Below are 26,007 nucleotides of genomic sequence, written 5' to 3'. Positions count from 1 at the left end.
GACGCGGAGGCGCGCAAACGTCGGTCTCCTCCTGGACACGACCGCGCGTCGGGCATCATGTAAGCTCGCGGTCATTCGAAAAATACCGGTCATTCATCCACGAGGAGAGTCTCATGTTCATTGGCGTTCCTGCTGAAACAGCGGCGGGGGAGACCCGGGTGGCGGTCACCCCGGAAACCGTGAAGAAACTGAAAGCCCAGGGGCACGAGATTGCCGTGCAGTCGGGTGCCGGTGTGGCGGCCAGCGTGACCGACGAGGCCTATGTGGTTGCCGGCGCCACCATCACCGATGTCGCCGGGGCCTTTGGCGCCGGTCTGGTGCTCAAGGTGCGGGCGCCGTCTGCCGCGGAGTTGCCCCTGTTCAAGCCTGGGGCCACGGTGGTGGGCATGCTCAACCCCTTTGACGCCGAAGGCTTGCAGCGCCTGGCTGCGGCCGGACTCACGGCCTACGCCCTGGAGGCGGCGCCGCGCACCACACGGGCCCAGAGCATGGACGTGCTGTCCTCGCAGGCCAACATTGCCGGCTACAAGGCCGTGATGATCGCTGCCGACAAGTACCAGCGCTTCTTTCCGATGCTGATGACCGCCGCAGGCACGGTGAAGGCGGCCCGCGTGGTGATTCTCGGGGTGGGTGTGGCGGGCCTGCAGGCGATCGCCACGGCCAAGCGCCTGGGGGCGGTGATCGAGGCGTCGGATGTGCGCCCGTCGGTGAAGGAACAGGTCGAATCCCTGGGGGGCAAGTTCATCGACGTGCCCTATGAAACCGCCGAGGAAAAAGAAGCGGCCCAGGGCGTGGGCGGCTATGCGCGTCCCATGCCGCCGAGCTGGCTGGAGCGGCAGAAGGTTGAAGTGGCCAAGCGCGTGGCGCAGGCCGACGTGGTGATCTCCACCGCGCTGATTCCTGGCCGCGCCGCACCGGTGCTGGTGACCGAAGACATGGTCAAGGCCATGAAGCCCGGCTCGGTGCTGGTGGATCTGGCGGCGGGCAAGGGTCCGCAAGGCCCGCACGGTGGCCCGGGGGGCAACTGCCCGCTGACCGAGGCCGACAAGACGGTGCAGCGCCACGGCGTGACGCTGGTGGGTGAAACCAATCTGCCCGCCTTGGTGGCCGCAGACGCCTCGGCACTGTATGCCCGCAACGTGCTCGACTTCCTGAAGCTGGTGCTGAACAAGGAGGGGCAGTTGCATGTGGATTTGGAAGACGACATCGTGGCCGCCTGCCTGATGACGCACGAAGGAACGGTGAAGCGCGCATGAGGATGAAGAGTGAGCCCTTGAACCTGCGCCTGGGGGCGTGGGCCATGGCGGCTGCCGTGCTGGGCCTGACGGCGTGCTCCGTCATCCCCGAAGGCAGTCCCTCGGCCGGTCGGGCCAAGGTGAGCCTGCCGGCGGCAAAAGCGGGCGGGCAATGGGTGGATCTGGGCGGTGGTGAAGAGTCGCTGGACAGCCTGGACGCGACCCGGCCGGCCCCAACGTTGCCCACCCGGGTGGTGGGTTTGCGCGGCGCTGATCAGTCTCTGCTGGCCGTGATGGTGGTGCAGTCCAACCGCAGCGGCTTGTGGCCAGATCGCCAGGCCGTGCCCAATGCGTGCCCGCAGGAGCGCGGCGTTTACGTCGAGGATGTCACCGCCGGCAGCCCCACGCGGACCGACTGCCTGCGCTACAAGCGCTGGGCCGATGGTCATGACTGGCTGGCGTCGCGCTATCCCAAGCTCAACGCCTACCTGGGCAGCCACCAGAGCCTGCCGACCAAACCCTTTGGTGCGCTGGACTTCCGCTACAACACCGAGGGCGGAGGCTACGTGCTGGTGCAGGTGCTGGCCAACCGCCGGCTGACTGAGCCGGTGACGCGCAGCAACGGTGATTTTCTGATGGCCGGCCGGCCTGCTGAGGAATGGGCCCGCAAGGTTGCCCAGGCGGCGCGTCTGAGCGCGGCGTCCCTCGATGGGGCCTTGAATCTGCCGGATTTCCCGATGGCTTTGCCGCAATAGGTCGCTAGCGGCCTCAATACAAAGGAGACAGTCGTGGATGTTGTATCCCCAACCCTGATCAACCTGATCATCTTCGTGCTGGCCATCTACGTGGGCTACCACGTGGTGTGGACCGTGACGCCCGCCTTGCACACGCCCCTGATGGCGGTGACCAATGCGGTGTCGGCCATCGTGATCGTGGGCGCCATGCTCGCGGCTGCCCTGACCGAAACGCCCCTGGGCAAGACCATGGGCGTGTTGGCCGTGGCGCTGGCCGCAGTCAACGTGTTCGGTGGTTTTCTCGTCACCCGGCGCATGCTGGAGATGTTCCGCAAGAAAGAAAAGAAGGCCCCGGCGGCTCACGGAGACAAAGCATGAGCATGAACCTCGTCACCCTGCTGTACCTGGTGGCCAGCGTCTGTTTCATCCAGGCGCTCAAGGGCTTGTCCCATCCCACCACCTCGATCCGGGGCAATCTGTTCGGCATGATCGGCATGACGATCGCCGTGCTGACCACGGCGGCCCTGATCGTCAAACTGTCTGAAACGGCCGGCCTGTCCACCGTGGGTGGACTGGGCTATGTGCTGGCCGCCCTGGTGGTGGGCGGCGGCGCCGGCGCCGTGATGGCGCAGCGCGTCGAGATGACCAAGATGCCGGAGCTGGTGGCCTTCATGCACAGCATGATCGGTCTGGCGGCGGTGTTCATTGCCGTGGCCGCGGTCGCTGAGCCGTATGCCTTCCAGATCGTGCACGCCAAGGGCGACCTGATCCCGACGGGCAACCGGCTGGAGCTGTTCCTGGGCGCGGCCATCGGTGCCATCACCTTCAGTGGCTCGGTGATTGCCTTCGGCAAGCTGTCGGGCAAGTACAAGTTCCGCTTGTTCCAGGGCGCTCCGGTGCAGTTCGCGGGTCAGCACATGCTGAACCTGGTGCTGGGCCTGGCCACCGTGGGCCTGGGGCTGGCCTTCATGGTCACCGAGAACTGGACGGCCTTTTTTGCCATGCTGGCGCTGGCCTTTGTGATGGGCGTGTTGATCATCATCCCGATCGGTGGCGCCGACATGCCGGTGGTGGTGTCGATGCTGAACAGCTACTCGGGCTGGGCCGCGGCCGGCATCGGCTTCAGCCTGAACAACGCCATGCTGATCATTGCTGGCTCTCTGGTGGGCAGCTCGGGGGCCATCCTGAGCTACATCATGTGCAAGGCCATGAACCGCTCGTTCTTCAACGTGATTCTGGGCGGCTTTGGCGGTGAAGCGGCCACGGCAACGGCCGGTGATCAGGTGCAGCGCAACGTCAAGAGCGGCAGCGCGGACGACGCGGCCTTTGTGCTGTCGAACGCCGAGACCGTGGTCATCGTGCCGGGTTATGGTCTGGCCGTGGCGCGGGCGCAGCACGCCGTGAAGGAACTGGCCGCCAAGCTGACCGAGCACGGCGTGATCGTGAAGTACGCCATCCACCCGGTGGCGGGCCGCATGCCGGGCCACATGAACGTGCTGTTGGCCGAGGCCGAAGTGCCTTACGACCAGGTGTTCGAGATGGAAGACATCAATGGCGAGTTCGGTCAGGCCGATGTGGCCATCATCCTGGGGGCCAATGACGTGGTGAACCCGGCCGCCCACGTGAAGGGCAGCCCGATCTACGGCATGCCCATCCTGGAGGCCTACAAGGCCAAGACGGTGATCGTGAACAAGCGCTCGATGGCCGCAGGCTACGCGGGCCTGGACAACGAACTCTTCTACATGGACAAGACCATGATGGTCTTCGGGGACGCCAAGAAGGTGGTTGAAGACATGGTGAAGGCGGTGGAGTGATCCCGCTCCAGACGCACGCAATTGTGTGATTGCATACTTTTGCGTCGGGCTGCGCTCGGTGTGAGCTCTTGATTGAGTGTCGTTTTGTAAAAAAACGAATCAAAATAGGAGGTTGTGCTGACGCAGGCCTGACTTGACTCGAAGGACTGCGCATATTCCCAAGCAAGAGTCTGGAGAGACAAGAAATGACCGACCGCCCATGGCTCGGCAGTTACCCCCAAGGGGTGCCCGCCGACATCGATCCTTCGCATTACGCCTCCTTGGTGGCCTTGATGGAGGAGAGTTTCGAGAAGCATGCCAGCCGGGTGGCCTACAGTTTCATGGGTCGGGATGTGACCTATGCGCAGGCCCACCGCCAAAGCTTGGCACTGGCCGCCTACCTGCAGGGGCTGGGCCTGAGCAAGGGTGACCGCGTCGCCCTGATGATGCCCAACATTCCCCAGTACCCGGTGTGCGTGGCGGCGGTGTTGCGCGCGGGCCTGGTGGTGGTCAATGTGAACCCGCTGTACACGCCGCGCGAACTGGAGCACCAGCTCAAGGATTCGGGCGCCAAGGCCATCATCCTGATTGAAAACTTTGCCACCACCTTGCAGCAGTGCCTGGCCCACACGCCGGTCAAGCATGTGGTGCTGTGCGCGATGGGTGATGAGCTGGGCCTGCTCAAGGGCGCCCTGGTCAACTACGTGGTGCGCAATGTCAAGAAGATGGTGCCCGAGTACCACCTGCCCGGCGCCGTGCGGTTCAAGGATGCGGTGCGTCAGGGCACCCGTCGTTCGTTCAAGCGCCCCGACATCAAGGCCGACGATGTGGCCTTGCTGCAGTACACCGGGGGCACCACCGGGGTGTCCAAGGGCGCGGTGCTGCTGCACCGCAACGTGATCGCCAACGTGTTGCAGTCCGAGGCCTGGAATTCGCCGGTGATGGGCCAGGTGCCGGCCCATGAGCAGCCCACGAGCGTGTGTGCCTTGCCTCTGTACCACATCTTTGCCTTCACTGTGGGCATGATGCTGTCCATGCGCACCGGGGGCAAGCTGATCCTGATCCCCAATCCGCGCGATCTGCCCTCGGTGTTCAAGGAACTGCGCCGGCACACCTTCCACAGTTTTCCCGCGGTCAACACGCTCTTCAACGGGCTGGCGAACCATCCGGATTTCGGCACCGTGAACTGGAAGAACCTCAAGGTGTCGGTGGGTGGAGGCATGGCGGTGCAGGGCGCGGTGGCCAAGCTCTGGCTGGAGAAGACGGGCTGTCCGATCTGCGAGGGCTATGGTCTGTCGGAAACGTCGCCCACCGTCAGCTGCAATCCAGTGACGGCCACCGAATACACCGGCACCATCGGCGTGCCCCTGCCCAGCACTTTCCTCAAGCTGCTCGATGACGATGGCCTGGACGTGCCTCTGGGCCAGCCGGGCGAGATCGCCATCAAGGGTCCGCAGGTCATGGCCGGCTACTGGCAGCGCCCCGATGAAACCGCCAAGGTCATGACACCCGATGGGTTCTTCAAGACCGGTGACATTGGTGTGGTGGATGCCAAGGGGTTCTTCAAGATCGTCGATCGCAAGAAAGACATGATTCTGGTCAGCGGCTTCAACGTCTATCCCAATGAGGTGGAAGAGGTGGTGGCCGACCTGGAGGGCGTGCTGGAGTGTGCCGCCGTCGGCGTGCCTGATGAAAAGACCGGCGAGGCGGTGAAGCTGGTGATCGTGAAAAAGCACCCTGAGCTGACCGATGTGCAGGTGAAGGAGTTCTGCCGCGCCAACCTGACGGGCTACAAACAGCCGCGCATCATCGAGTTCCGCACCGATCTGCCCAAGACCCCGGTGGGCAAGATCCTGCGCCGGGAGTTGCGCGACAAGGCCTGAACCCGGGCGCGGGTCGGGACGCGGCACAATGCGGGCGGCCTTCGGGCCGCTTTTTCATGCTCAGTGCCAAGGGGTGCTGTTCGATTGTTCAGGAGTTGGATGGATGACGCTCGCTATTCTCAGTGCCCTGTCGCAGGAGCAGACGGGTCTGCGCGCCCTGCTGGATCAACCGCGTGTGGAGCAGCATGCCGGCCGTGAGTACTGCCTGGGCCTGTGGCGCGGCCGGCCTGTGGTGCTGGCGCTGTCCCGTGTCGGCAAGGTGGCCGCAGCCACCACCGCCACCGCCTTGATCGAGCGCTTTGGTGTGACGGACATCGTGTTCAGCGGGGTGGCTGGCGGTCTGGGGGAGGGCGTGACGGTGGGCGACGTGGTGGTCGCCACCCATTGCCTGCAGCACGACATGGATGCCTCGCCGCTGTTTCCGCGCTATGAAGTGCCCCTTTATGGGCAGTCGCATTTCGCCTGCGATCCCCTGTTGGCAGAAGGCCTGAGGGTGGCCGCCCAGGCGCTGCAGGCCCGGGTCGGGAGCCATTTTGACGCGTCCGTGCGGCGCTTGTATGGGCTGGATGCCATGCAGGTGCACCAGGGGTTGTTGATCAGCGGGGACCGGTTTGTCTCGGCCGCTGACGAGGCACTGGGCCTGCGGGCCCGCCTGCCCGAGGCTTTGGCGGTGGAGATGGAGGCTGCCGCGGTGGCCCAGGTCTGTCACGACTACGGGGTGCGCTTTGCGGCACTGCGCACCATCTCAGACCGGGCCGATGACCAGGCGCATGTCGATTTTCCGGCTTTCTTGGAGGCGGTGGCGGGCCGTTGCACCACCTTGATCGTGGGCGGCCTGTTGGATCACCTGAGTCAGCAGCCGTCCTGACGCGCGGTGGCCAGGTTCACTGCAGCCAGCCGCGCCGGCGGAAGTACAGCATGGGCACCACGGCAGACGCGGCCATCAGCGCCAGCGCATAGGGGTAGCCCAGCGACCAGTCCAGCTCCGGGATGGCCTTGAAGTTCATCCCGTAAATGCTGGCGATCAGGGTGGGGGGCAGCAAGGCCACGCTGGCCACCGAGAAGATCTTGATGATCTTGTTCTGGTTGATGTTGATGAAACCGACCGTAGCGTCCATCAGGAAGTTGATTTTGTCGAACAGGAAGGCCGTGTGGTTGTCCAGCGACTCGATGTCGCGCAGGATCTGTCGGGCTTCTTCAAACTGTTCGGCATTCAGCATGCGGCTGCGCATCATGAAGCTGACGGCGCGCCGCGTGTCCATCACGTTGCGGCGGATGCGGCCGTTCAAGTCTTCGTGGCGGGCAATGGCGCCCAGCACTTCGCCAGCCAGGGCGTCGGTCACATCGCCGGAAAGCACCTGCTTGCCGGCCTTTTCCAGCTCGTCGTAAATGCCTTCCAGGGTGTCGGCCGAGTATTCGGCATCGGCATCGAACAGCTTGAGCAGCACTTCCTTGGCGTCTTCGATCAGGCCGGGGGCGCGGCGGGCGCGCATGCGCAGCAGGCGGAACACCGGCACGTCTTCGTCGTGGATCGAGAACAGCACCCCTCGGCTTTTCAGGTCGGTGTTGTGCTGGTTCAGGATGAAGGCCACACGCACGGTGCGGGGCGCATCGTCATCGGCGATCAGAAAGTCACTGCGGATGTGGAGTTCGCCGTTGTCTTCTTCGTAGAAGCGGGCGGATTCCTCGATGTCCTCGTCCATCGCGTCTTCCGGGATGGAGAGGCCGTAGTACTGCTTGATCCAGCGTTTTTCTTCAACCGAGGGGGATTCCAGGTCCACCCAGATGGGCTGAAACTTGGACAGTTCCTCCAGGGATTCGATTTCTTCCTGGAACAGCCGGCCATTGGCCAGCGTAAAGATATTGAGCATCGCGCGCTCCGTGGGTCAGGGTTGCAATCGGTCGGGAATGGGGTGCTTTCAACCCCCGATGCGGCCACGGGAATTGAAAGCTACCAACTGGGGTAGGTTTCCAAGGCGGTCTCTCCAAAATTGAATTGGGCGGATTATCGCACCGCAACAACGCTGGTCGGCTCATTTCGAGCCCTTGTTCAGGGCGCGGACCGGGGTGCCCTTTCCACCGCGCCATTCAGGGTTCAGGTGCTGGTCGGGTGAAAGCTGATTTGTTACATTGAAGCGGCTTATGGCAGTCCCATCGGAGGTTCGCGCAATGAGGGTGTACGGCGTACCGGCCGATGAAGTTCAGCGCCTGCAGGTGCTGGAGTCGCTGGCGGTCTGTGATCTGGCGTCGGTCCCCGAGTTGGATCGCATCACCCGCCTGGCGGCCCGGCATTTCCAGGTGCCGATCGCCATGGTCAACCTGGTAGCGGCAGAGCTGCAGTGGACCAAGTCCGCCCATGGGGAGACGCCTCGCACTTTGCCCCGGGAGCATTCCTTCTGCGGCCACACCATCCTGCATGACGAACCTTTTGTGATCAGCGATGCCCGTGAGGATGCCCGGTTCATGGCCAATCCCCTGGTCGCAGGGTCGCCTGGGCTGGTCTTTTATGCGGGCTGCCCCATCCGGTCCTTGGCTGGACACCCCTTGGGCGCCTTGTGCCTGATCGATCGCCAGCCGCGGCCCTTCGGTGCGTCAGAGGCCCAGGATCTGCAGGATTTTGCCGCCCTGGTGGAGCAGTATTTCCGAGGGGTGGAAGCGGATCGGCGTGCCAACCTCTCGGCAGCTCAGTTTGAGCGTACCTTTGCCCAGGCCTCGGTTGGCATGGCCTTGGTTTCGCCGCAATGGCGTTGGTTGCGTGTGAACGGGCAAATGGCTCAACTGCTGGGCTGCAGTGCCGACAGCCTGGCTGGCGAGCCGCTGGAATCGGTGTTGTTTCCGCCTGACAAGGATCGGGTGCTGCGCCATTTGCATGATCTGCTGCGCCCCGATGCGAGCGCGTCGCCTCAGGAGTTGCTCTTTCTGCGCCCCGATGGGTCGTTGGCCTGGTCTCTGGTGGGTGTTTCGCGTCTGGCGGCAGAGCGGGATGTCGAGGCCGGTTTTGTGCTGGTGGCCACCGACATCACTGCTCGCAAGGCCTCAGAACAGGCGTTGGCGGTGTTGCAGCTGGAGCTGGAACATCGGGTTGAGCTCCGGACCCAGGAGCTCAGCGAGGCCAATGCGCGCCTCAGCACCGAGGTGGACCGCCGCCAGGCGGCCCAGGTGGCGCTGGAGCATGAAAAAGAGCTGTTCAGGGCCACCCTGGCCCATGCCACCGATGCCTTCATCGAGGTGGATCCATGTGGCCGGGTGACTGCCTGGAACGAGGCAGCCACCGATACCTTCGGTTGGCGACGTGATGAGGCCATTGGGCGCAGCGTCTTTGATCTGCTGGTACCGCAGGGGGTGGTGCCGCGCTACCAGGTGGCTTTTGAGCGCCTTCGGGCGGAGGGGCTTGACCGCATGGGGGGTGGGCGGCTTGAGGTACAGACCCAGCATCGCGACGGTCGCTTGTTCCCTTCTGAAGTCTCGTTGGGGGTGAATCGCTTTCACGGGCAGGTGCGCATGCATGCGTTTTTGCACGATATCTCGGCTCGCAAGGCGGTCGAGCGCGAGTTGCTGGAAAGTCGCACCCGTTTGCGCCTGTTGGCCGACAACATGCCTGCGCTGATCGCCTATGTGGACGGCAACCGCATTTACCAGTTCAACAACCAGGCGTATCAAGATTGGTTTGGTGTGCCGGTGGCTCAGATCGTGGGGCAGTCTCTGGATGGGTTCATGGATGGTGCGGTGTTGGCGGCGCAGCTCGAACCCTTGCAGCGAGTGCAGGCGGGTGAGATGGTCAGTTTTGATTCCAGACTGAACACCCGGCGGGGTGAGATCCGGGTACACACCAACTTCATCCCGGACACCGCCATGTCGCGTCCGCCCTACGGCTTCTACATCCTGGCCCAGGATGTGACCGACCAGTATCAGTTGCAACAACGTCTGCAGCATGAAGCCAGCCACGATGCCCTGACAGGCTTGCCCAACCGGCGCGCGTTTCTGCAGCGTCTGGTGGAGGCCTTGGCCCGGGTGCGGCGTCAGGGCACGGGCCTGGCGCTGATGTTTCTCGACCTTGATGGGTTCAAGCTCTACAACGACACCTACGGGCACGACTTCGGCGATGCCGTGCTGCGTCATTTCGCCCGCACGGTTCAGTCGGCTGTGCGCGAGACCGATTCGGTGGCGCGTTTGGCCGGCGATGAGTTCACCGTCATCCTCGAGGGGCTGGCGCATCCGGCAGCCCATGCTGCCTTGGTCGCCCGCAAGCTGCTTGCCGAGTTGGCCGTGCCTGTTGTGCTGGGTGGGCGAGAGCTGACCCTGGCCGCGAGCATCGGCGTCGCCGTCACCGGGGGGGACTCGGGCGGTGTCGCTTTGTCGGCCGAGCTGTTGCTGTCGCGGGCGGATGCCGCCATGTACCAGGCCAAGGCCGCTGGCAAGGCGCAGTTCGTTCTGAGCTGAAGTCATGGCCCCGGCCCGGGGTCTCTGACGCCAGTGGGCCGAATTCTGGCCCGCCCGCCCGCCCGGAAAAGCCGTTTTTCGAGCGGGTCAACTGACTGAATTTGCCGCCCTTCTGAGGTCGCGTCAAGGCCTCATCCGTGTGCCATGGAGGGGCTTCTGAGGGCTTTCCCGAGTTGGCTCAAAAACCCGTGACGGCTTGATGAAAAGCCATTGCAATTCGGGTTTTGCGGGCGCATAGTGAATTCAGGTTCACCGAATTTGAGGTTCGCCATCCACCCTGAAAGGTGGCGTTTTCAACCCAGAGTGCACAGGAGGCTACTCATGAACTTGACGATCAGCGGTCATCACCTCGAAGTTACACCCGCCTTGCGTAGTTATGTGACGACCAAGCTGGACCGGATCACCCGACATTTTGATCAGGTGGTTGATGTGAAGGTTTTACTCACTGTTGAAAAGCAAAAGGAAAAGCAGCGCCGCCAACGCGCCGAGTGCAATGTCCACGTCAAGGGCAACGACATGTTTGCCGAGAGTTCCCATGAGGATCTGTACGCAGCGGTAGACGAGTTGATGGACAAGCTGGATCGTCAGGTTGTTCGTCACAAGGACCGGATGCAGGACCACCATCATGACCCAGCCAAACGCCTGATGTGAGGCTGCTTGCCAGACATTTTGAGTGCTGACAAGATCCCCGAAGCCGCTGTTGCAAATCAGCGGCTTTTTTCTTGTCAGTTGCAGGCTGATCGCGGTTTTTCGCCGAAGCTGGACGACCGGTGCATAATCCGCCCTAACTCACCATGAACCGTCTCGCGTCCATCCTCCCCGCTGCTCAAGTGCTTGTGTGCGTCGACGCCACCAGCAAGAAGCGTGCATTTGAAGAAGCCGGCCTGTTGTTCGAGAGCCTTCACGGCCTCAGCCGTGCATTGATCACCGACAGCCTGTTTGCACGCGAACGCCTGGGCTCCACTGGGCTGGGGCACGGCGTGGCCATTCCGCATGGGCGCATCAAGGGGCTCAAGTTCCCGATGGCCGCGGTGTTCCAGTTGGCCAACCCAATCGGTTTTGATGCCCCCGATGAGCAGCCCGTGGGCCTGTTGATCTTCCTGCTGGTGCCCGAGGCAGCGACTCAGAAGCACCTGGAAATCCTGTCCGAGATTGCCGAGCTGCTCAGCGATGCCCCTTTGCGTGAACGGATCAAGGCCTGCACCGATGCGACCGAGCTGCACCAGATGATTGCCACTTGGCAATCCACCCAGCCGGCCTGATGGCTTTGAGGCAGTCTCTGTCGTGAAACCCAATGTCGTCAGCGCGGATGTCCTCTTCGAGGAATTCCGCTCCATTCTCAAATGGGAATGGGTGGCCGGCCTGGGGGCTTCGGAGCGCCGCTTTGATGAGGTGGTGGTCCGGGCCGCCCGATCGGGTGCCGATCTCGTGGGCTACCTCAATTACATCCATCCTTACCGGGTGCAGATTCTGGGTGAGCGGGAGATCGCTTACCTGACCAATGCCACCCCGGAGGATTGTGCTCGCCGCATTTCCCGTATCGTGACCCTGGAGCCGCCGGTGCTGGTGCTGGCCGACGGTCAGTCTGCACCCGATGCCTTGCTGTCGATGTGCGAGCGTGCACAGATCCCGATGTTTGCCACCCAGGAGTCATCGGCATTTGTGATCGACGTGCTGCGGGCCTATTTGTCCAAGCATTTTGCAGATCGCACCTCCATGCACGGGGTGTTCATGGACATCCTGGGGCTCGGGGTGATGATCACGGGTGAGTCCGGCCTGGGCAAGAGCGAGCTGGGTTTGGAGCTGATCTCGCGGGGCAACGGTCTGGTGGCCGATGATGCTGTGGATCTCTATCGCATCAATCAGACCACCATCGAAGGGCGTTGTCCGGAACTGCTGCAGAACCTGCTGGAGGTGCGGGGCATCGGCCTGCTCGACATCCGCGGAATCTTTGGCGAGACCGCAGTGCGGCGCAAGATGCGGCTCAAGCTCATCGTGCACCTGGTCCGCAAGGAAACCCTGGAGCGCGACTACGAGCGCCTGCCCTACGAGCCCCTGACCCAGGACGTGCTGGGCGTACCGGTGCGCAAAGTGGTGATCCAGGTGGTGGCCGGTCGCAACATCGCGGTCTTGGTGGAAGCCGCCGTGCGCAACACGATTCTCCAGTTGCGCGGCATCGACACCTATCAGGAGTTTGTCGAGCGGCACCGCCGAGCCATGGAGCAAGAGGGCTGATCCAATTCAGGCCCGCTAGGGTCTCGGCCGGATTCGGGTCTGGCGTTCAGCGTTTGTCGCTGGCGCAGCTGGCGCAAAGGCCGTACAGCGACATGGCGTGGTCCTGCAACAGCCAGTGTTTGGCTTTGGCCACCATTTGCTGACGTCGTTCGATCTCGGCGTCATAGAACTCCTCGACCTTGCCACAGCTGGTGCAGACCAGGTGATCGTGGTGCTGACCTTCGTTGAGTTCGTAGACCGCCTTGCCACTTTCAAAATGACTTCGGCTCAGAATGCCGGCCTGCTCAAACTGGGTGAGCACCCGGTAGACGGTGGCCAGCCCGATGTCCGATTGCTCTTGCAACAAAACGCGAAACACGTCCTCGGCCGTCATGTGACGTTGGCGCCCTTTCTGGAACAGCTCCAGGATCTTGAGGCGGGGCAGCGTGGCTTTGAGCCCGGTATTTTTCAGTTCTTCGATATTGGCCATGCAAGGGTCCTTCCGCCAGCGTACCAACCCGCTCTGACAGGCCCAGCCGCTACAATGGGCCGATCATATCGCTACCTCCCGACCCATGTCTGCTTATTCCCCTCGAAGCGCCCGGCTGAGTTTGTCGCTGGCACTGTGTGCCGGTGTCGTGGCCTGTGGTTCGTTCGACGGCGCTGGCAGCCGCATCGCCACGGCCGTCACGCCTTATCGGATCGAGATTGTCCAGGGCAATTTCGTGTCCAAGGAGCAGGTTGCCGCCTTGCAGCCGGGCATGACCCGGCAGCAGGTCAAGGAGGTGCTGGGCACCCCACTGGTCGTCAGCGTGTTCCATTCTGATCGCTGGGACTATGTGTTCACCTTGCGTCGCCAGGGGGTGGAGCCGCAATCGCGTCGTCTCAGCGTCTATTTCAAGGGTGATGCGCTTGATCGCTTCGAAGGCGATGAAATGCCCAGCGAAGCCGAGTTTGTGGCCACTCTGGACTCGCGTACCAAATCCAAGAAGATTCCATCTCTGGAAGCCACTGACGAGCAACTGAGCAAGTTTCCCGTGCCCAAACGCAGTGTCAGCGCCAGCACCCAGGTGGACGATTCACCTTTGCCGGCCAGCTATCCGCCACTCGAGCCTACCCGTCGCTGATGCGGTCGCGGGCACTGCCCGGGGTTCTTTTTTTCGACAGACAGGATATTGAGAAGATGAGTGCTGCTTTGCACAAGATCGCCATTGCTGGCGCTTCGGGCCGCATGGGCCGCATGTTGCTGGAGGCGGTTCAGGCTGCCGATGACTGTGTTCTGGCGGGCGCGCTGGACGTGCCGACGAGCCCGGCTCTGGGCACTGATGCGACGGCTTACCTGGGGCAGGGCAGTGGCATCCACATCACCTCGGATTTGCGCGCGGGCTTGCAGGGTGCGCAGGTGCTGATCGACTTCACCCGTCCTGAAGGCACGCTGGCCCATCTGAAGGTCTGTCGTGAACTCGGGGTCAAGGCCGTCATCGGGACCACGGGCTTCTCTGATTCCCAGAAGGCCGAGATCGCAGAGATCTCCCGCGACATCGCCATCATGATGGCCCCCAACATGAGCGTGGGCGTGAACGTCACGCTCAAGCTGCTGCAAATGGCCGCCAAGGCCCTGTCGACGGGCTACGACATCGAGATCATCGAGGCTCACCATCGCCACAAGGTGGATGCCCCGTCGGGCACCGCCCTCAAGATGGGCGAAGTGATCGCCGATGCCCTGGGCCGAGATCTCAAGGATTGCGCGGTCTATGCCCGTGAAGGCGTGACCGGTGAGCGCGATCCGTCCTCGATCGGGTTTGCGACCGTGCGTGGTGGCGACATCGTCGGCGACCACACGGTGCTGTTTGCCGGCATCGGAGAGCGCATCGAGGTGACGCACAAGTCGTCCAGCCGTTCGACCTATGCCCAGGGCAGCTTGCGGGCGGTGCGCTTCCTGGCGTCCCAGCAGGCCGGCCTGTTCGACATGTTCGATGTGCTGGGCCTGAACTGATCGGCCCCGCCCATGGGCAGCCTGCAATTGCTTGGTGATGGCGACCTGCTCACGCGCGGCGTGGCGGTCCTGCTGTTGCTGATGTCGGTGGCCAGCTGGGTGGTGATTCTCCGCAAGGCCTGGGTCTTGTGGCGCGCCCGGGGCGATGTGCTCCGAGCCACTGCTGTGTTCTGGCAGGCTCAAGGCATGGACCAGGCCTTGGCCCATCTGGCGGCGCTGGACCGTGATCGCGCCTTGCTGCCCTTGGTGGAGGCGGCGACCTCCCTGAGCCCCGCGGGCTCGCTGGCGGGCGCAGGCTCGCGTGAGCAGCAACTCACCCGCCACCTTCGTGATGCCTTGCATGGGGTTCTGCGTCGCTTGCAGTGGGGGCAGGTGCTGCTGGCCACAGTGGCGTCCACCGCGCCTTTTGTGGGTTTGCTGGGCACCGTGTGGGGCATTTTCCATGCCTTGACTGCGTTGGCCGGCGTTCGCACCCTGACCCTTGATCAGGTCGCCGGCCCGGTGGGCGAGGCCCTGGTGATGACGGCTGCCGGGCTGGGGGTGGCGATACCAGCGCTGCTGGCCTACAACGTGATGGGCCGCCTGATTGCGGCCATCGAAGCCGATCTGGAAGGCTTTGCCCGCGATCTGCGTGAATTGTTGCTTGAGAAGGCGCTGCCGTGAGCTTCGGTCGCCTTGAGCGGGTGGAGACCTCTCGCCCCCTGAGTGACATCAACGTCACCCCCCTGGTGGATGTGATGCTGGTGTTGGTGGTGATTCTGATCCTGACAGCGCCCTTGTTGGCCAGCAGCCTGCGCCTCGATCTGCCCCACTCCGAGGCGGCCCAGCCGGTGCAGAGCCACCGCTCGGTGTCGCTGGCCTTGGATACCGGCGGGCAGATCTACCTCAACGAGGCCCCCTTGACCGATTTGGCTGCTGCACAACGGCTTCATGAGCTGGCCCAGGAAGACCCGCAGATCGAGGTGCAGTTGCGGGCCGATGCCCGCGTGCCGTATGGTCGGGTGGTCGAGCTGCTGGGCCTGGCCCAAAACGCCGGCTTGAGTCGCATTGGCTTTGTGGCGGATCCGCGGCCACCATCCCCGAGCGGGCCTGCGTTGCCCGGCGGCCCGGGCCTGGCCCGCTAGCGCCTAAAATCCACCCATCGCAAGCCGCTGGGCTTGCTCCTCCAACCGGCGGCAACCGTGGTCGCCACAGAGTATTCCATGCAAGAAAAGTACAACCACATTGAGGTCGAGCGCGCTGCGCATGGCCATTGGACTGCCCGCGACGCCTACCGCGTGACCGAACAGGCCGGCAAGAAAAAGTTCTATGCCTGCTCCATGCTGCCTTACCCCAGCGGCAAACTGCACATGGGCCATGTGCGCAACTACACCATCAACGACATGTTGACGCGCTACCTGCGCATGAACGGCTACAACGTGCTGATGCCCATGGGCTGGGATGCCTTCGGCCTGCCAGCCGAGAATGCCGCCTTGAAGAACGGCGTTCCGCCGGCGCAGTGGACCTACGACAACATCGCCTACATGAAGAAGCAGATGCAGGCGATGGGCTTGGCCATCGACTGGAGCCGAGAGGTGGCCACCTGCGATCCGAGCTACTACAAGTGGAACCAGTGGCTGTTCCTGAAGATGCTCGAAAAGGGCATTGCCTATCGCAAGACCCAGACGGTGAACTGGGACCCGGTGGACCAGACCGTGCTGGCCAACGAGCAGGTGATCGATGGCCGTGGCTGGCGCACCGGCGCCCTGGTGGAAAAGCGTGAAATCCCTGGCTACTACCTGAAGATCACCGACTACGCTGCCGAGTTGCTCGACCAGGTGCAGAACCACCTGCCGGGCTGGCCCGAACGTGTGCGTCTGATGCAGGAAAACTGGATCGGCAAGAGCGAGGGGGTTCGTTTTGCCTTCCCGCATGACATCCGCGGTGATGACGGCCAGTTGATCGGTGACGGCAAGCTGTATGTCTTCACCACCCGGGCCGACACCATCATGGGCGTGACCTTTTGCGCCGTGGCCCCCGAGCACCCCTTGGCGCAGCATGCTGCGCGTGGCGATGCGGCGCTGCAGGCCTTCATTGAAGAATGCAAGTCGGGTGGCACCACCGAAGCCGAGTTGGCGACACAGGAAAAGAAGGGCTTGCCCACGGGCCTGAGCGTGATCCATCCCTTGACCGGCGAATCGGTGGCCGTTTGGGTCGGCAACTATGTGCTCATGAGCTACGGCGACGGCGCGGTGATGGGGGTGCCTGCCCACGATGAGCGCGATTTTGCGTTTGCTCTCAAGTACCAGTTGCCGATCCGTCAGGTGGTGCAGGTTGAGGGTGAGGTGTACGACAGCACCCAATGGCACGACTGGTATGGTGACAAGCAGCGCGGCATGATGATCAATTCGGGCCCGTATGACGGCCTGAAGTTTGCCGATTGCGTGAATGCCGTGGCGTCGGCCCTGGCCGACAAGAGCCTGGGCGAGAAGAAGACCACCTGGCGCCTGCGCGATTGGGGTGTGAGCCGCCAACGCTACTGGGGCACGCCGATCCCGATCATCCACTGCCCCGCACATGGCCCGGTGCCGGTGCCCGAAAAAGACCTGCCCGTGGTGCTGCCGCAGGACTGCATCCCCGATGGGTCGGGCAATCCGCTGCACAAGCATGAAGGCTTCCATGCCGGTGTGACTTGCCCGGTTTGCGGCCAGCCGGCGCGCCGTGAAACCGACACCATGGACACCTTTGTGGACTCGTCGTGGTACTTCATGCGCTACTGCGATCCGAAGAACAGCGAGGCCATGGTGGCCGAAGGCGCCAATTACTGGATGCCGATGGACCAGTACATCGGCGGCATCGAGCACGCCATCCTGCACTTGCTGTACGCCCGTTTCTGGACCAAGGTGATGCGCGACCTGGGCCTGGTGAAGGTGGACGAGCCCTTCACCAAGCTGCTGACGCAGGGCATGGTGCTCAACCACATCTACTCTCGTCGCACCGAAAAGGGCGGCAAGGAGTATTTCTGGCCCCACGATGTCGAGCATGTGCTCGACGAAGGCGGCAAGATCGTCGGCGCCAAACTCAAGAATGCCGTGGGCGACCTGCCCGTGGGCACCTCCATCGACTACGAGGGGGTGGGCACCATGAGCAAGAGCAAGAACAACGGTGTGGATCCGCAGGACCTGATTGAGCGCTACGGCGCCGACACCGCACGGCTGTACACCATGTTCACGGCGCCGCCCGAAGCCACCCTGGAGTGGAACGATGCTGCCGTGGAGGGCAGTTACCGCTTCCTGCGCCGCGTCTGGAATTTTGGCAGCAAGCTGCTGGCGATCAATGTCGAGGCCGCCAATGCCAGCACCGCCCAGGCCAGCTCGCTGGGTGAGGTGGTGTTCGGCAAAGAGGCCAAGGCGCTGCGCCTGGAGGTGCACACCGTGCTCAAGCAGGTGGATTACGACTACCAGCGCATGCAGTACAACACCGTGGTGTCGGGCGCCATGAAGATGCTCAATGCCTTGGAAGATTTCAAGGCCATGGACTGCCCGGGTGCCCAGGTGGCCCTGATCGAAGGCTTCGGCATCCTGCTGCGTTGCATCTACCCCGCCACTCCCCATGTGGCGCACAGCCTCTGGACCGAGCTGGGTTATGCCGGCTCGCTGGGTGATTTGCTCGACGCTGCCTGGCCCCAGGTGGATGAGGCGGCTCTGCAGCAAGACGAAATCGAACTGATGCTGCAGATCAACGGCAAACTGCGCGGCTCCATCCTCGTGCCGGCCACAGCAGACAAGGCGGCCATCGAAGGCATCGCCTTGGCCAGTGAGGTGTTTGTCAAGTTGGCCAACGGCGCGGCCCCCAAGAAGGTGGTGGTGGTGCCAGGTCGTCTCGTCAACCTGGTGGTCTGACGTGCTGCGCCGCACCGCCCTGATCTGGCCTGTGGGCCTGTTGCTGACTGGTTGCGGCTTTCAGCTGCGCCGGGCGCCCGACTTCGTCTTCGAGCGCGTGTTCATCAATGGCCAGCCCAACTCACCACTGTCTGAAGAGCTGCGCCGAAACCTGGAGTCGCTGGACAAACTTCAGGTGATCCGGGATGCCCGGCAGATGGAGACGGCGCAGGTGATCATTGACCTGTTGTCGGACCAGCGCGAGAAAGTGGTGGTGGCCTTGAACGCCTCGGGTCAGGTGCGGCAGTTTCAGCTGCGGGTGCGAGTGCGGTTCAAGCTGCGCACCTTGCAGGGCAAGGAGCTGATTGCCCCGACCGAAATCCTGCAACAACGCGACATCAACTACAGCGAAACCCTGGCCCTGGCCAAGGAAACCGAAGAAGCCTTGCTTTACAAGAGCATGCAGACCGACGTGGTGCAGCAGCTCATGCGACGCCTGGCGGCGGTGCGCGAGCTTTGAAGGCAGGGTTTCATGCAACTGGCTTTCGCGCAACTGCAGAACCACCTGGCCAAAGGTCTTCGCTCGCTCTACATCCTGCATGGTGACGAGCCCTTGCAGCAGCAGGAAGCGGCTGATGCGATCCGGGCTGCGGCACGTGCGCAGGGCTATACCGAGCGCAGCAGCTACACCGTGGCAGGGGCCCACTTCGACTGGAGTGAGGTCCTGGCGGCAGGCGGCTCGCTGAGTCTGTTTGCCGAGCGGCAGATCGTGGAGGTGCGCATCCCTTCCGGCAAGCCGGGCAAAGAGGGCAGCCCTGCGATCCAACAACTCGCGCAGGCGGCTGCAGGCAACGACAGCACGCTCACGATTTTCATCCTGCCGCGCCTGGACAAGGCGACACGGACGGGGGCATGGTTCACGGCGCTCGAGCAGCAAGGCGTCACCATCGCACTGGAGCCCGTCGAGCGCCAGGCCTTGCCGGCGTGGATTGCCCAGCGCCTGCAGCAGCAGGGGCAGCGCGTAGCCGCCGGCGAGGAAGGTCAGCGTACCTTGCAGTTCTTTGCCGACAGGGTGGAGGGCAATCTGTTGGCGGCCCACCAGGAGATCCAGAAGTTGGCCTTGCTGTATCCCGCAGGCGAGTTGACGGCAGGTCAGGTGGAGAGCGCCGTGTTGAACGTGGCGCGGTATGACGTGTTCAAGTTGTCCGAATCGGTGCTGTCTGGCCGTGCCGGCCGGGTGCAGCGGATGCTGGACGGCCTGCGTGCCGAAGGCGAGGCCGAGGTGCTGGTGCATTACACGCTGGCCGAGGACATCCGGGCGCTCAAACGGGTCAAAGACGCGGTGGTGGCCGGGCGTCCGTTGCCCATGGCCTTGCGGGAGCAACGGGTGTGGGGCCCGCGCGAGCGTCTCTTTGAACGGGTGATCCCGCGTCTGGCCTCGCATGAGCTGGCCGAACTGTTGCAGGCCGCACATCGGGTGGATGGCATTGTCAAAGGCTTGAAACGCCCGGACTGGCCTACCGACAACTGGCAGGCCTTGCAGCGCCTGGCCATGATGGTCTGCTCGCTCTGTCGTCCTTGACACCCGCCCTTGACGGGCGCGGCCTGCCGCAGTGCTTTGCGGCAAAATGGGGTCATGAATGCCCTGAATGTTGCCGAATACACCCAGACCCTCGGTTTGCAGGCCAAGGTGGCCTCTGCCAGCATGGCGCGTGCCTCGTCTGCCACCAAGAACAAGGCCTTGAAGGCCCTGGCTCGACTGCTGCGTGAAAACACCGCCGCGCTGGCGCTCGACAATGCACGCGACTTGGAGCGGGCCACCGCCGCAGGCCTGTCGGCTCCGATGGTGGACCGCCTGAAGTTGACCCCCAAGGTGCTGGACACCTGTGCCGAAGGTTGCGAGCAGTTGGCAGCCATGCCCGACATCATTGGTGAGGTCCTGGGCATGAAGCAGCAGCCCAGTGGCATCCGTGTGGGGCAAATGCGGGTGCCGATCGGTGTGTTTGGCATGATCTTCGAGAGCCGGCCCAACGTGACCATCGAAGCTGCCAGCCTGTCCATCAAGAGTGGCAATGCCTGCATCTTGCGCGGAGGCTCTGAGGCCATCGAATCCAACAAGGCGCTGGCGCGCCTGGTAGAGCAGGCACTGGCGGAGGCCGGCTTGCCCACGCATGCCGTGCAACTGGTGCAAACCACCGACCGCGAGGCGGTGGGGCAATTGATTGCCATGCCCGAGTACGTGGACGTGATCATTCCACGTGGCGGCAAGGGCTTGATCGAGCGCATCAGCCGCGAGGCCAAGGTGCCCGTCATCAAGCACCTGGACGGCAATTGCCACACGTATGTGGACGATCCTTGCGATCTTGACCTGGCCATCAAGGTGACCGACAACGCCAAGACCCAGAAGTACAGCCCTTGCAATGCGAGCGAAAGCCTGCTGGTGGCCCGCAGTATCGCGCCGGCTTTTCTGCCGCGCATCGGGGCCGTGTTTGCACAGAAGGGGGTCGAGATGCGTTGCGATGCAGAAGCCCTGGCGATGCTGGCCGCTGTGCCCGGCGCTCACCTGGTCGAGGCCTCTGAGCAGGATTGGTCGGAGGAGTACCTGGCACCCATCATCAGCGTGAAGGTGGTGGCCGGCGTGGATGAAGCCATTGCTCACATCAATCGTTACTCCTCGCACCACACCGAAGCCATCCTGACGCGTGACCATGTGCATGCCCAGCAGTTTTTGCGTGAGGTGGATTCGGCCAGTGTGATGGTCAATACCAGCACCCGTTTTGCCGATGGCTTTGAATATGGTCTCGGCGCCGAAATCGGCATCAGCACGGACAAGTTCCATGCCCGTGGCCCGGTGGGCATCGAGGGCCTGACCTCGCTGAAATGGATTGTGTTGGGTGAAGGCGAGATCCGCACCTGATTCGCTTGTCCGGCTGTTGTTTGGCTGGATGGGGGCTTGCAAAGCCCTGACACAGCCCCATATCGTTCCAGTTCTGCCTTTCTTCAGTTTCTACACCTCCGCACAAGGGCCCGCATGGTTCCGCATCTCATCACGGCGCTGACAGGCCCGATCAATGAACTCGAGCAGCGCATCCTCGACTCGACGCCAGCCATTGAGCGCTGGTTTCGTCTGGAGTGGATGGAGCACACGCCACCGTTCTACACCTCGGTGGACATCCGCAACGCAGGTTTCAAGCTGGCGCCGGTGGATACCAATCTGTACCCGGGGGGCTGGAACAACCTGACTCCTGAGATGTTGCCGCTGGCGGTGCAGGCGGCCATGGCGGCGATCGAGAAGATCTGCCCCGAGGCCAAGAACCTGTTGGTGATCCCGGAGAACCACACCCGCAACACGTTCTACCTGAGCAATGTGGTGCAGCTTCAGCGCATCTTCCACATGGCCGGGCTGAACGTCCGTGTCGGCTCGATCAGTTCGGAGATCAAGGACACCACGGTGATCGACTTGCCCGGTGGGGAGCAGGTCACCTTGGAGCCGGTGATCCGAAGTCAGCATCGTCTGGGCCTGAAGGACTTCGACCCCTGCACCATTTTGCTGAACAACGACTTGTCGGCCGGTGCTCCGGGCATCCTGGAGGACCTGCACGAGCAGTACCTGTTGCCGCCTTTGCACGCGGGCTGGTCGGTACGTCGCAAGAGCAATCATTTCCAGAGTTACGAAGACATCAGCAAGCGCTTTGGAAAGATGCTGGGCATCGACCCCTGGTTGATCAACCCGATGTTTGCCAAGTGTGGCGACGTCGATTTCTCGGCTGATCAGGGCATCGAATGCCTGCGCAGCAACGTGGATGCCTTGCTGTCCAAGGTCAAGCGCAAGTACAAGGAATACGGCATCAACGAGAAGCCTTTTGTGGTGGTCAAGGCGGACAACGGTACCTATGGCATGGGCATCATGACCGTGCGTGACGTGAAAGACCTGGATGCGCTGAACCGCAAGACCAAGAACAAGATGAACATGATCAAAGACGGCCAGACCGTCAATGAAGTGATCATTCAGGAAGGTGTGCTGACCAACGAACGCGTGAACGACAGCGTAGCCGAACCCGTGGTCTACATGATGGATCGCTATGTGGTCGGTGGTTTCTACCGCATTCATGCCGACCGGGGTGTGGATGAGAACCTCAATGCGCCCGGGGCCAGTTTTGTTCCCCTGGCATTCGAGCACAGTACCCACCTGCCGCAACCCGGTATGAAGCCGGGTGCGAGTGCCCCAAATCGCTTCTATATGTATGGCGTTGTTGCCCGTTTGGCCATGCTGGCCAGCAGCTATGAGCTGGAGGCCACAGATCCGAATGCCGAGGTCTATGCCTGATTTCCAGTGCCGCCGCAACTGGCGCTGGTCGGAAGTTGTTGCGCTGCAACAGAGCTGCTGCTGCCCTGCGGATTAGGGGGGCTTGCCCGCTTGCGCGATTGAGCCTGCAGAGCACAATAGCGGTCCCTCAGGCAACAGGCCTCGCCCCTTGTGGGTGGGGCGTTTTTTGTGTCAGCTTCTAAATCCTCTCTCGCGGCGCTCACGCTTGGCGCTATTGGTGTCGTTTACGGCGATATCGGAACCAGCTGTCTTTACGCGTTCAAGGAGGTGTTTATCAGTGGGCATGTGCCCATCACACCAGATAACGTGTTGGGCGTGCTGTCGCTGTTTTTCTGGACCCTGACGGTGGTGGTGTCCATCAAGTATGTGGCGCTGATCATGCGGGCAGACAACCACGGCGAGGGGGGCTTGATGGCCTTGCTGGCCCTGGCCTCTTTGTCGGTGAAGGATCGTCCGAAAGCCAGGCATCTTTTGGTGATGGCCGGCGTCTTCGGTGTGGCCCTGTTCTTTGGCGACGGGATCATCACGCCGGCCATCTCGGTGTTGTCTGCTGTCGAGGGCTTGGAGATTCTCACGCCGGCTGCCAAGCCCTATGTGGTGCCCATTTCTCTCGCTGTTTTGGTGCTGTTGTTTCTGGTCCAGCGGCGTGGCACGGGCGATATCGGCAAGTTCTTCGGACCGATCACCGTGGTCTGGTTCTTTTCGATTGCCGCCATGGGGGTGCCAGCCATTGTTCAAAACCCCTCCGTGCTCAAGGCCATCTGGCCCGGCTACGCGATTCATTTTGCGATCGAGCATTACGGGCTGGCGTTCATCACCCTGGGGGCGGTTTTCCTTTGTACGACTGGTGCCGAGGCTTTGTATGCCGACATGGGTCACTTCGGCAAGAAGCCGATCCAGATTGCTTGGTTTGGTCTGGTCATGCCGTCGTTGATGCTCAACTACTTTGGCCAGGGTGCTCTGGTCCTGCGGGATCCATCGGCCGCGGAGAATCCGTTCTTCCTTCTGGCACCTGAATGGGCCCTGCTGCCCATTGTTGCCCTGGCCACGATGGCCACGGTGATCGCGTCTCAGGCCCTGATCTCGGGGGCGTTTTCTGCCACCAAGCAGACCATTCAGCTGGGCTTTCTGCCTCGCCTCTCCGTGCTTCACACCTCGATCAAGGACACCGGACAGATTTACATCCCTGCGATCAACTGGATGTTGCTGGCTGGGGTGATTCTGGCCGTGACACTCTTCGGATCCTCGTCAGCTCTGGCGGCTGCCTATGGCATCTCTGTCAGTCTGGTGATGTGCATCACGACCATCCTGACCTTCTACGTGATCCGTTATGGCTGGGGTTATCCGCTGCCGCTTTGCATCGCGTCCACGGGCTTCTTCTTCACGGTCGACATCGGCTTCGTGGCCTCAAACTCACTCAAGATTTTGCAAGGTGGCTGGTTCCCTCTGGCATTTGCGTTGGTTCTATACCTCGTGATGACCACTTGGAAGGAAGGCCGCCGACTGATGAGTGCTGCGTTGCGGGCGGATTCTCTGGATCTGCGTTCTTTTCTGGAGTCTGTCTTTGTCAGCCCACCCGTGCGGGTGGAAGGTACGGCCGTGTTTTTGACGTCGGATGTCGGGACTGTGCCGAATGCCTTGCTGCACAACCTGAAGCACAACAAGGTCTTGCACCAACACAACCTCTTTGTCACGGTTCGCAACCACGAGGTGCCATGGATCGGGCTGGACAAGCGGGTCGAGATCGAACCCTTGGGACACGATTGTTGGCAGGTGGTGATCAATTACGGGTTCAAGAACGACCCGGATGTACCCAAGGCGTTGGCGCAGATCCGGTCGCGTGGCTGTGTTTTCGAAGCCATGGCGACCAGCTATTTCCTGTCGCGGGACACCGTCATTCCAACCATCGGCAGTGGCATGGCGGCATGGCGTGAGAAATTGTTTGCACAGATGCACCGAAACGCCAGCGCTGCGGCCGACTTCCTCAATTTGCCCAACAACTCGGTCGTTGAGTTGGGCAGCAAGATCGAAATCTGACGCGCGCATCAGCGCACCCTGCAGAATTTTTGCGGCACTGCCACAATCCACGCAATGGTGGCGTGCCGCACAGCGCAGGTTCTTCTCTGGATTTGACGACGGGGGCCGCCGACAAAGTGGCCGGGATTGAATCAAACGGATGTTCTTTCCCGGCATGTCGTCATGGACGTCGTCGCGAGCCCTGGCTTTCTTGCGCTCGGCATTTCAGGAACCCAAAGTGAACATTCTTTTCGTTGCAGACCCCTTGGAGAGCTTCAAGATCTACAAGGACACAACTTTCGTGATGATGCGGGAGTTGCAGCGCCGTGGGCATGTGATCTCCGCTTGCGAGCCTGGCGACATCAGCTGGCGCAGTGGTGGGGTGGTCACTGCCAAGGTCCGGCAGATCGTGCTGACCGGGCAGTCCGAGGCCTGGTTCAATGCCCAGCCACCGGAAAATCATGCGCTGCGAGACTTTGATGCTGTGTTGATGCGCAAGGATCCTCCGTTTGATTCCGAGTATTTCTATGCAACTCACTTGTTGGAGCAGGCGGAGCGCGAGGGCGCCTGTGTTCTCAACAAGCCGGCGGCGTTGAGAGATCACCCAGAGAAGCTGGCCATCATGGAGTTTCCTCAGTTGATCGGCCCAACGCTTGTCACGCGTGATGCCACTGAGATTCGGCGCTTTCATGCCGAACATGGCGATGTGATCCTCAAGCCCTTGGATGGCATGGGCGGCATGGGGATCTTTAGAGTTGGACATGATGGGCTGAACCTTGGCAGCATCATTGAGACATTGAATCAAGATGGCGCTGTTTCTGTGATGGTCCAGCGGTATCTGCCCGAGATTGCGGACGGCGACAAACGCGTGCTCATCATTGGGGGGCAGCCTGTCCCCTATTGCCTTGCGCGCATACCCCAAGGCGGTGAAGTGCGGGGTAATCTTGCCGCCGGTGGCAAGGGGGTCGCGCGCCCACTGTCGGCACGTGATCGGGAAATTGCTGAATTCCTCGGCCCGATTCTCTTGGCTCGTGGCCTGCTGTTGGTCGGCGTGGATGTGATCGGCTCTTGTGTTACCGAAATCAATGTGACAAGCCCAACTTGCTTCCAGGAAATTGCAGATCAAACAGGTTGCGACGTGGCTTCACTCTATGCGGATGCTGTCTTGCAATGGATTGAGAACCATCCCAAGAAAGTGCATTGACCCATTCGGGAAGCCGCTCTTGTTTCGGGCCTGATTTTTTGTGTATACTAGCGGGCTCGACTGCACAGAACAGTGCTTAGCGAGGTGGCTGGGGTCTGATGGCTCTGGGTGCTTGGTTGAGTGGGTGTTGAGAGTGGTTTGAGAAGTTTTCTGGTTTTGAGTTTGTTGCTGTAAAAAGCGGTGTATAATTCGAGGCTCTGCTGAAAGCGGTGGTTGCCAGATGGTGATGCTGCTGAGGTAGAAAAGAAAAAAAGTTTTGCCAGTTACTTAAAAACTGTGCTAAGATAGAGGGCTTCGCTGATCGC

Annotated in this window: 23 protein-coding genes; 21 read left to right on the top strand and 2 right to left on the bottom strand. The window is 62.0% G+C overall.

The genetic code is table 11. The features are described 5' to 3' along the window. Positions 1-113: 113 nt before the first annotated feature. The 6 genes from AC07PT_RS02725 (at position 114) to AC07PT_RS02700 (ending at position 6,513) form a co-directional block, all read left to right on the top strand. Positions 114-1,256 carry a Re/Si-specific NAD(P)(+) transhydrogenase subunit alpha gene (locus tag AC07PT_RS02725; protein WP_494655701.1) on the top strand — a complete coding sequence of 381 codons (1,143 nt, stop codon included), beginning with the start codon at positions 114-116 and terminating at the stop codon, positions 1,254-1,256. Next, positions 1,253-1,990 (top strand): hypothetical protein, encoded by a 738-nt coding sequence (locus AC07PT_RS02720; RefSeq protein ID WP_494655700.1) that lies wholly within the window; start codon positions 1,253-1,255, stop codon positions 1,988-1,990. The genes AC07PT_RS02725 and AC07PT_RS02720 overlap by 4 nt, the downstream gene beginning before the upstream one ends. A 33-nt stretch (positions 1,991-2,023) precedes the next feature. After that, positions 2,024-2,347: an NAD(P) transhydrogenase subunit alpha part 2 gene (locus AC07PT_RS02715; protein ID WP_019576972.1), complete on the top strand. Its 324-nt coding sequence runs from the start codon at positions 2,024-2,026 to the stop codon at positions 2,345-2,347. Continuing rightward, positions 2,344-3,783, top strand: coding sequence for an NAD(P)(+) transhydrogenase (Re/Si-specific) subunit beta (locus AC07PT_RS02710; RefSeq protein WP_494655699.1), 1,440 nt, complete (start codon positions 2,344-2,346; stop codon positions 3,781-3,783). The genes AC07PT_RS02715 and AC07PT_RS02710 overlap by 4 nt, the downstream gene beginning before the upstream one ends. Positions 3,784-3,968: 185 nt before the next feature. Further along, on the top strand, positions 3,969-5,645 hold the full coding sequence (locus AC07PT_RS02705) for a long-chain-fatty-acid--CoA ligase (protein WP_492350654.1): 1,677 nt from the start codon (positions 3,969-3,971) through the stop codon (positions 5,643-5,645). 103 nt (positions 5,646-5,748) lie between these two features. After that, entirely contained in the window at positions 5,749-6,513 is a 765-nt protein-coding gene (locus AC07PT_RS02700; protein ID WP_492350655.1) for a 5'-methylthioadenosine/adenosylhomocysteine nucleosidase, read from the top strand. Between the two features lie 16 nt (positions 6,514-6,529). Here the strand turns inward: AC07PT_RS02700 and corA are convergent, their stop codons facing one another. Then, positions 6,530-7,516 carry a magnesium/cobalt transporter CorA gene (gene corA, locus AC07PT_RS02695; protein WP_019576976.1) on the bottom strand — a complete coding sequence of 329 codons (987 nt, stop codon included), beginning with the start codon at positions 7,514-7,516 and terminating at the stop codon, positions 6,530-6,532. Between the two features lie 298 nt (positions 7,517-7,814). Between corA and AC07PT_RS02690 the strand changes: the two genes are divergently transcribed. From AC07PT_RS02690 to hprK, 4 genes are all read left to right on the top strand, one after another. Next, on the top strand, positions 7,815-10,085 hold the full coding sequence (locus AC07PT_RS02690) for a sensor domain-containing diguanylate cyclase (protein ID WP_494655698.1): 2,271 nt from the start codon (positions 7,815-7,817) through the stop codon (positions 10,083-10,085). 321 nt (positions 10,086-10,406) lie between these two features. Next, complete coding sequence (gene hpf / locus AC07PT_RS02685; RefSeq protein ID WP_492350657.1) at positions 10,407-10,736, top strand: ribosome hibernation-promoting factor, HPF/YfiA family; 330 nt, start codon at positions 10,407-10,409, stop codon at positions 10,734-10,736. A 143-nt stretch (positions 10,737-10,879) separates the two neighbouring features. Then, a complete protein-coding gene (locus AC07PT_RS02680) occupies positions 10,880-11,347 on the top strand; it encodes a PTS sugar transporter subunit IIA (RefSeq protein ID WP_492350658.1) in 468 nt (155 codons plus the stop codon). Positions 11,348-11,369: 22 nt separating this feature from the next. Then, positions 11,370-12,320, top strand: coding sequence for an HPr(Ser) kinase/phosphatase (gene hprK, locus AC07PT_RS02675; protein WP_492350659.1), 951 nt, complete (start codon positions 11,370-11,372; stop codon positions 12,318-12,320). 46 nt (positions 12,321-12,366) lie between these two features. Here hprK and fur read toward each other — a convergent pair whose 3' ends face one another. Next, on the bottom strand, positions 12,367-12,789 hold the full coding sequence (fur, locus tag AC07PT_RS02670; protein ID WP_494655697.1) for a ferric iron uptake transcriptional regulator: 423 nt from the start codon (positions 12,787-12,789) through the stop codon (positions 12,367-12,369). 85 nt (positions 12,790-12,874) lie between these two features. Here fur and AC07PT_RS02665 point away from each other — a divergent pair, with 85 nt between their 5' ends. The 11 genes from AC07PT_RS02665 (at position 12,875) to gshB (ending at position 25,702) form a co-directional block, all read left to right on the top strand. After that, positions 12,875-13,426 carry an outer membrane protein assembly factor BamE gene (locus AC07PT_RS02665; protein ID WP_494655696.1) on the top strand — a complete coding sequence of 184 codons (552 nt, stop codon included), beginning with the start codon at positions 12,875-12,877 and terminating at the stop codon, positions 13,424-13,426. 56 nt (positions 13,427-13,482) lie between these two features. Next, entirely contained in the window at positions 13,483-14,295 is an 813-nt protein-coding gene (gene dapB, locus AC07PT_RS02660; protein ID WP_494655695.1) for a 4-hydroxy-tetrahydrodipicolinate reductase, read from the top strand. A 12-nt stretch (positions 14,296-14,307) separates the two neighbouring features. Continuing rightward, the gene (locus AC07PT_RS02655; protein WP_494655694.1) at positions 14,308-14,958 is read left to right on the top strand and encodes a MotA/TolQ/ExbB proton channel family protein; all 651 of its coding nucleotides are present in this window, start codon (positions 14,308-14,310) and stop codon (positions 14,956-14,958) included. Further along, positions 14,955-15,419: an ExbD/TolR family protein gene (locus AC07PT_RS02650; RefSeq protein ID WP_494655693.1), complete on the top strand. Its 465-nt coding sequence runs from the start codon at positions 14,955-14,957 to the stop codon at positions 15,417-15,419. The genes AC07PT_RS02655 and AC07PT_RS02650 overlap by 4 nt, the downstream gene beginning before the upstream one ends. 78 nt (positions 15,420-15,497) lie before the next feature. Next, entirely contained in the window at positions 15,498-18,176 is a 2,679-nt protein-coding gene (gene leuS / locus AC07PT_RS02645; RefSeq protein ID WP_494655692.1) for a leucine--tRNA ligase, read from the top strand. A 1-nt stretch (position 18,177) separates the two neighbouring features. Continuing rightward, a complete protein-coding gene (locus AC07PT_RS02640) occupies positions 18,178-18,675 on the top strand; it encodes an LPS-assembly lipoprotein LptE (RefSeq protein ID WP_019576987.1) in 498 nt (165 codons plus the stop codon). Between the two features lie 12 nt (positions 18,676-18,687). Next, the gene (gene holA / locus AC07PT_RS02635; RefSeq protein ID WP_494655691.1) at positions 18,688-19,737 is read left to right on the top strand and encodes a DNA polymerase III subunit delta; all 1,050 of its coding nucleotides are present in this window, start codon (positions 18,688-18,690) and stop codon (positions 19,735-19,737) included. Positions 19,738-19,791: 54 nt separating this feature from the next. Further along, positions 19,792-21,072 (top strand): glutamate-5-semialdehyde dehydrogenase, encoded by a 1,281-nt coding sequence (locus AC07PT_RS02630; RefSeq protein ID WP_492350666.1) that lies wholly within the window; start codon positions 19,792-19,794, stop codon positions 21,070-21,072. Between the two features lie 114 nt (positions 21,073-21,186). Then, complete coding sequence (gene gshA / locus AC07PT_RS02625) at positions 21,187-22,482, top strand: glutamate--cysteine ligase (RefSeq protein WP_494655690.1); 1,296 nt, start codon at positions 21,187-21,189, stop codon at positions 22,480-22,482. Positions 22,483-22,650: 168 nt separating this feature from the next. Next, the gene (locus AC07PT_RS02620) at positions 22,651-24,519 is read left to right on the top strand and encodes a potassium transporter Kup (protein WP_494655689.1); all 1,869 of its coding nucleotides are present in this window, start codon (positions 22,651-22,653) and stop codon (positions 24,517-24,519) included. A 217-nt stretch (positions 24,520-24,736) separates the two neighbouring features. Beyond that, the gene (gene gshB / locus AC07PT_RS02615) at positions 24,737-25,702 is read left to right on the top strand and encodes a glutathione synthase (RefSeq protein WP_494655688.1); all 966 of its coding nucleotides are present in this window, start codon (positions 24,737-24,739) and stop codon (positions 25,700-25,702) included. Positions 25,703-26,007 lie beyond the last annotated feature (305 nt).

It is taken from the genome of Curvibacter sp. GW821-FHT09D12 (assembly GCF_059416245.1).
Note: the sequence above shows the minus strand (reverse complement) of the source record. Positions and strands in the feature narration are given on the sequence as shown.

Bases quoted from the DNA above. Each gene is read 5' to 3' on its own strand.
- AC07PT_RS02725 (WP_494655701.1), top strand. From the start codon at position 114: ATGTTCATTGGCGTTCCTGCTGAAACAGCGGCGGGGGAGACCCGGGTG.
- AC07PT_RS02720 (WP_494655700.1), top strand. From the start codon at position 1,253: ATGAGGATGAAGAGTGAGCCCTTGAACCTGCGCCTGGGGGCGTGGGCC.
- AC07PT_RS02710 (WP_494655699.1), top strand. From the start codon at position 2,344: ATGAGCATGAACCTCGTCACCCTGCTGTACCTGGTGGCCAGCGTCTGT.
- AC07PT_RS02705 (WP_492350654.1), top strand. From the start codon at position 3,969: ATGACCGACCGCCCATGGCTCGGCAGTTACCCCCAAGGGGTGCCCGCC.
- AC07PT_RS02700 (WP_492350655.1), top strand. From the start codon at position 5,749: ATGACGCTCGCTATTCTCAGTGCCCTGTCGCAGGAGCAGACGGGTCTG.
- corA (WP_019576976.1), bottom strand. From the start codon at position 7,516: ATGCTCAATATCTTTACGCTGGCCAATGGCCGGCTGTTCCAGGAAGAA.
- AC07PT_RS02690 (WP_494655698.1), top strand. From the start codon at position 7,815: ATGAGGGTGTACGGCGTACCGGCCGATGAAGTTCAGCGCCTGCAGGTG.
- hpf (WP_492350657.1), top strand. From the start codon at position 10,407: ATGAACTTGACGATCAGCGGTCATCACCTCGAAGTTACACCCGCCTTG.
- AC07PT_RS02680 (WP_492350658.1), top strand. From the start codon at position 10,880: ATGAACCGTCTCGCGTCCATCCTCCCCGCTGCTCAAGTGCTTGTGTGC.
- fur (WP_494655697.1), bottom strand. From the start codon at position 12,789: ATGGCCAATATCGAAGAACTGAAAAATACCGGGCTCAAAGCCACGCTG.
- AC07PT_RS02665 (WP_494655696.1), top strand. From the start codon at position 12,875: ATGTCTGCTTATTCCCCTCGAAGCGCCCGGCTGAGTTTGTCGCTGGCA.
- dapB (WP_494655695.1), top strand. From the start codon at position 13,483: ATGAGTGCTGCTTTGCACAAGATCGCCATTGCTGGCGCTTCGGGCCGC.
- AC07PT_RS02655 (WP_494655694.1), top strand. From the start codon at position 14,308: ATGGGCAGCCTGCAATTGCTTGGTGATGGCGACCTGCTCACGCGCGGC.
- leuS (WP_494655692.1), top strand. From the start codon at position 15,498: ATGCAAGAAAAGTACAACCACATTGAGGTCGAGCGCGCTGCGCATGGC.
- holA (WP_494655691.1), top strand. From the start codon at position 18,688: ATGCAACTGGCTTTCGCGCAACTGCAGAACCACCTGGCCAAAGGTCTT.
- AC07PT_RS02630 (WP_492350666.1), top strand. From the start codon at position 19,792: ATGAATGCCCTGAATGTTGCCGAATACACCCAGACCCTCGGTTTGCAG.
- gshA (WP_494655690.1), top strand. From the start codon at position 21,187: ATGGTTCCGCATCTCATCACGGCGCTGACAGGCCCGATCAATGAACTC.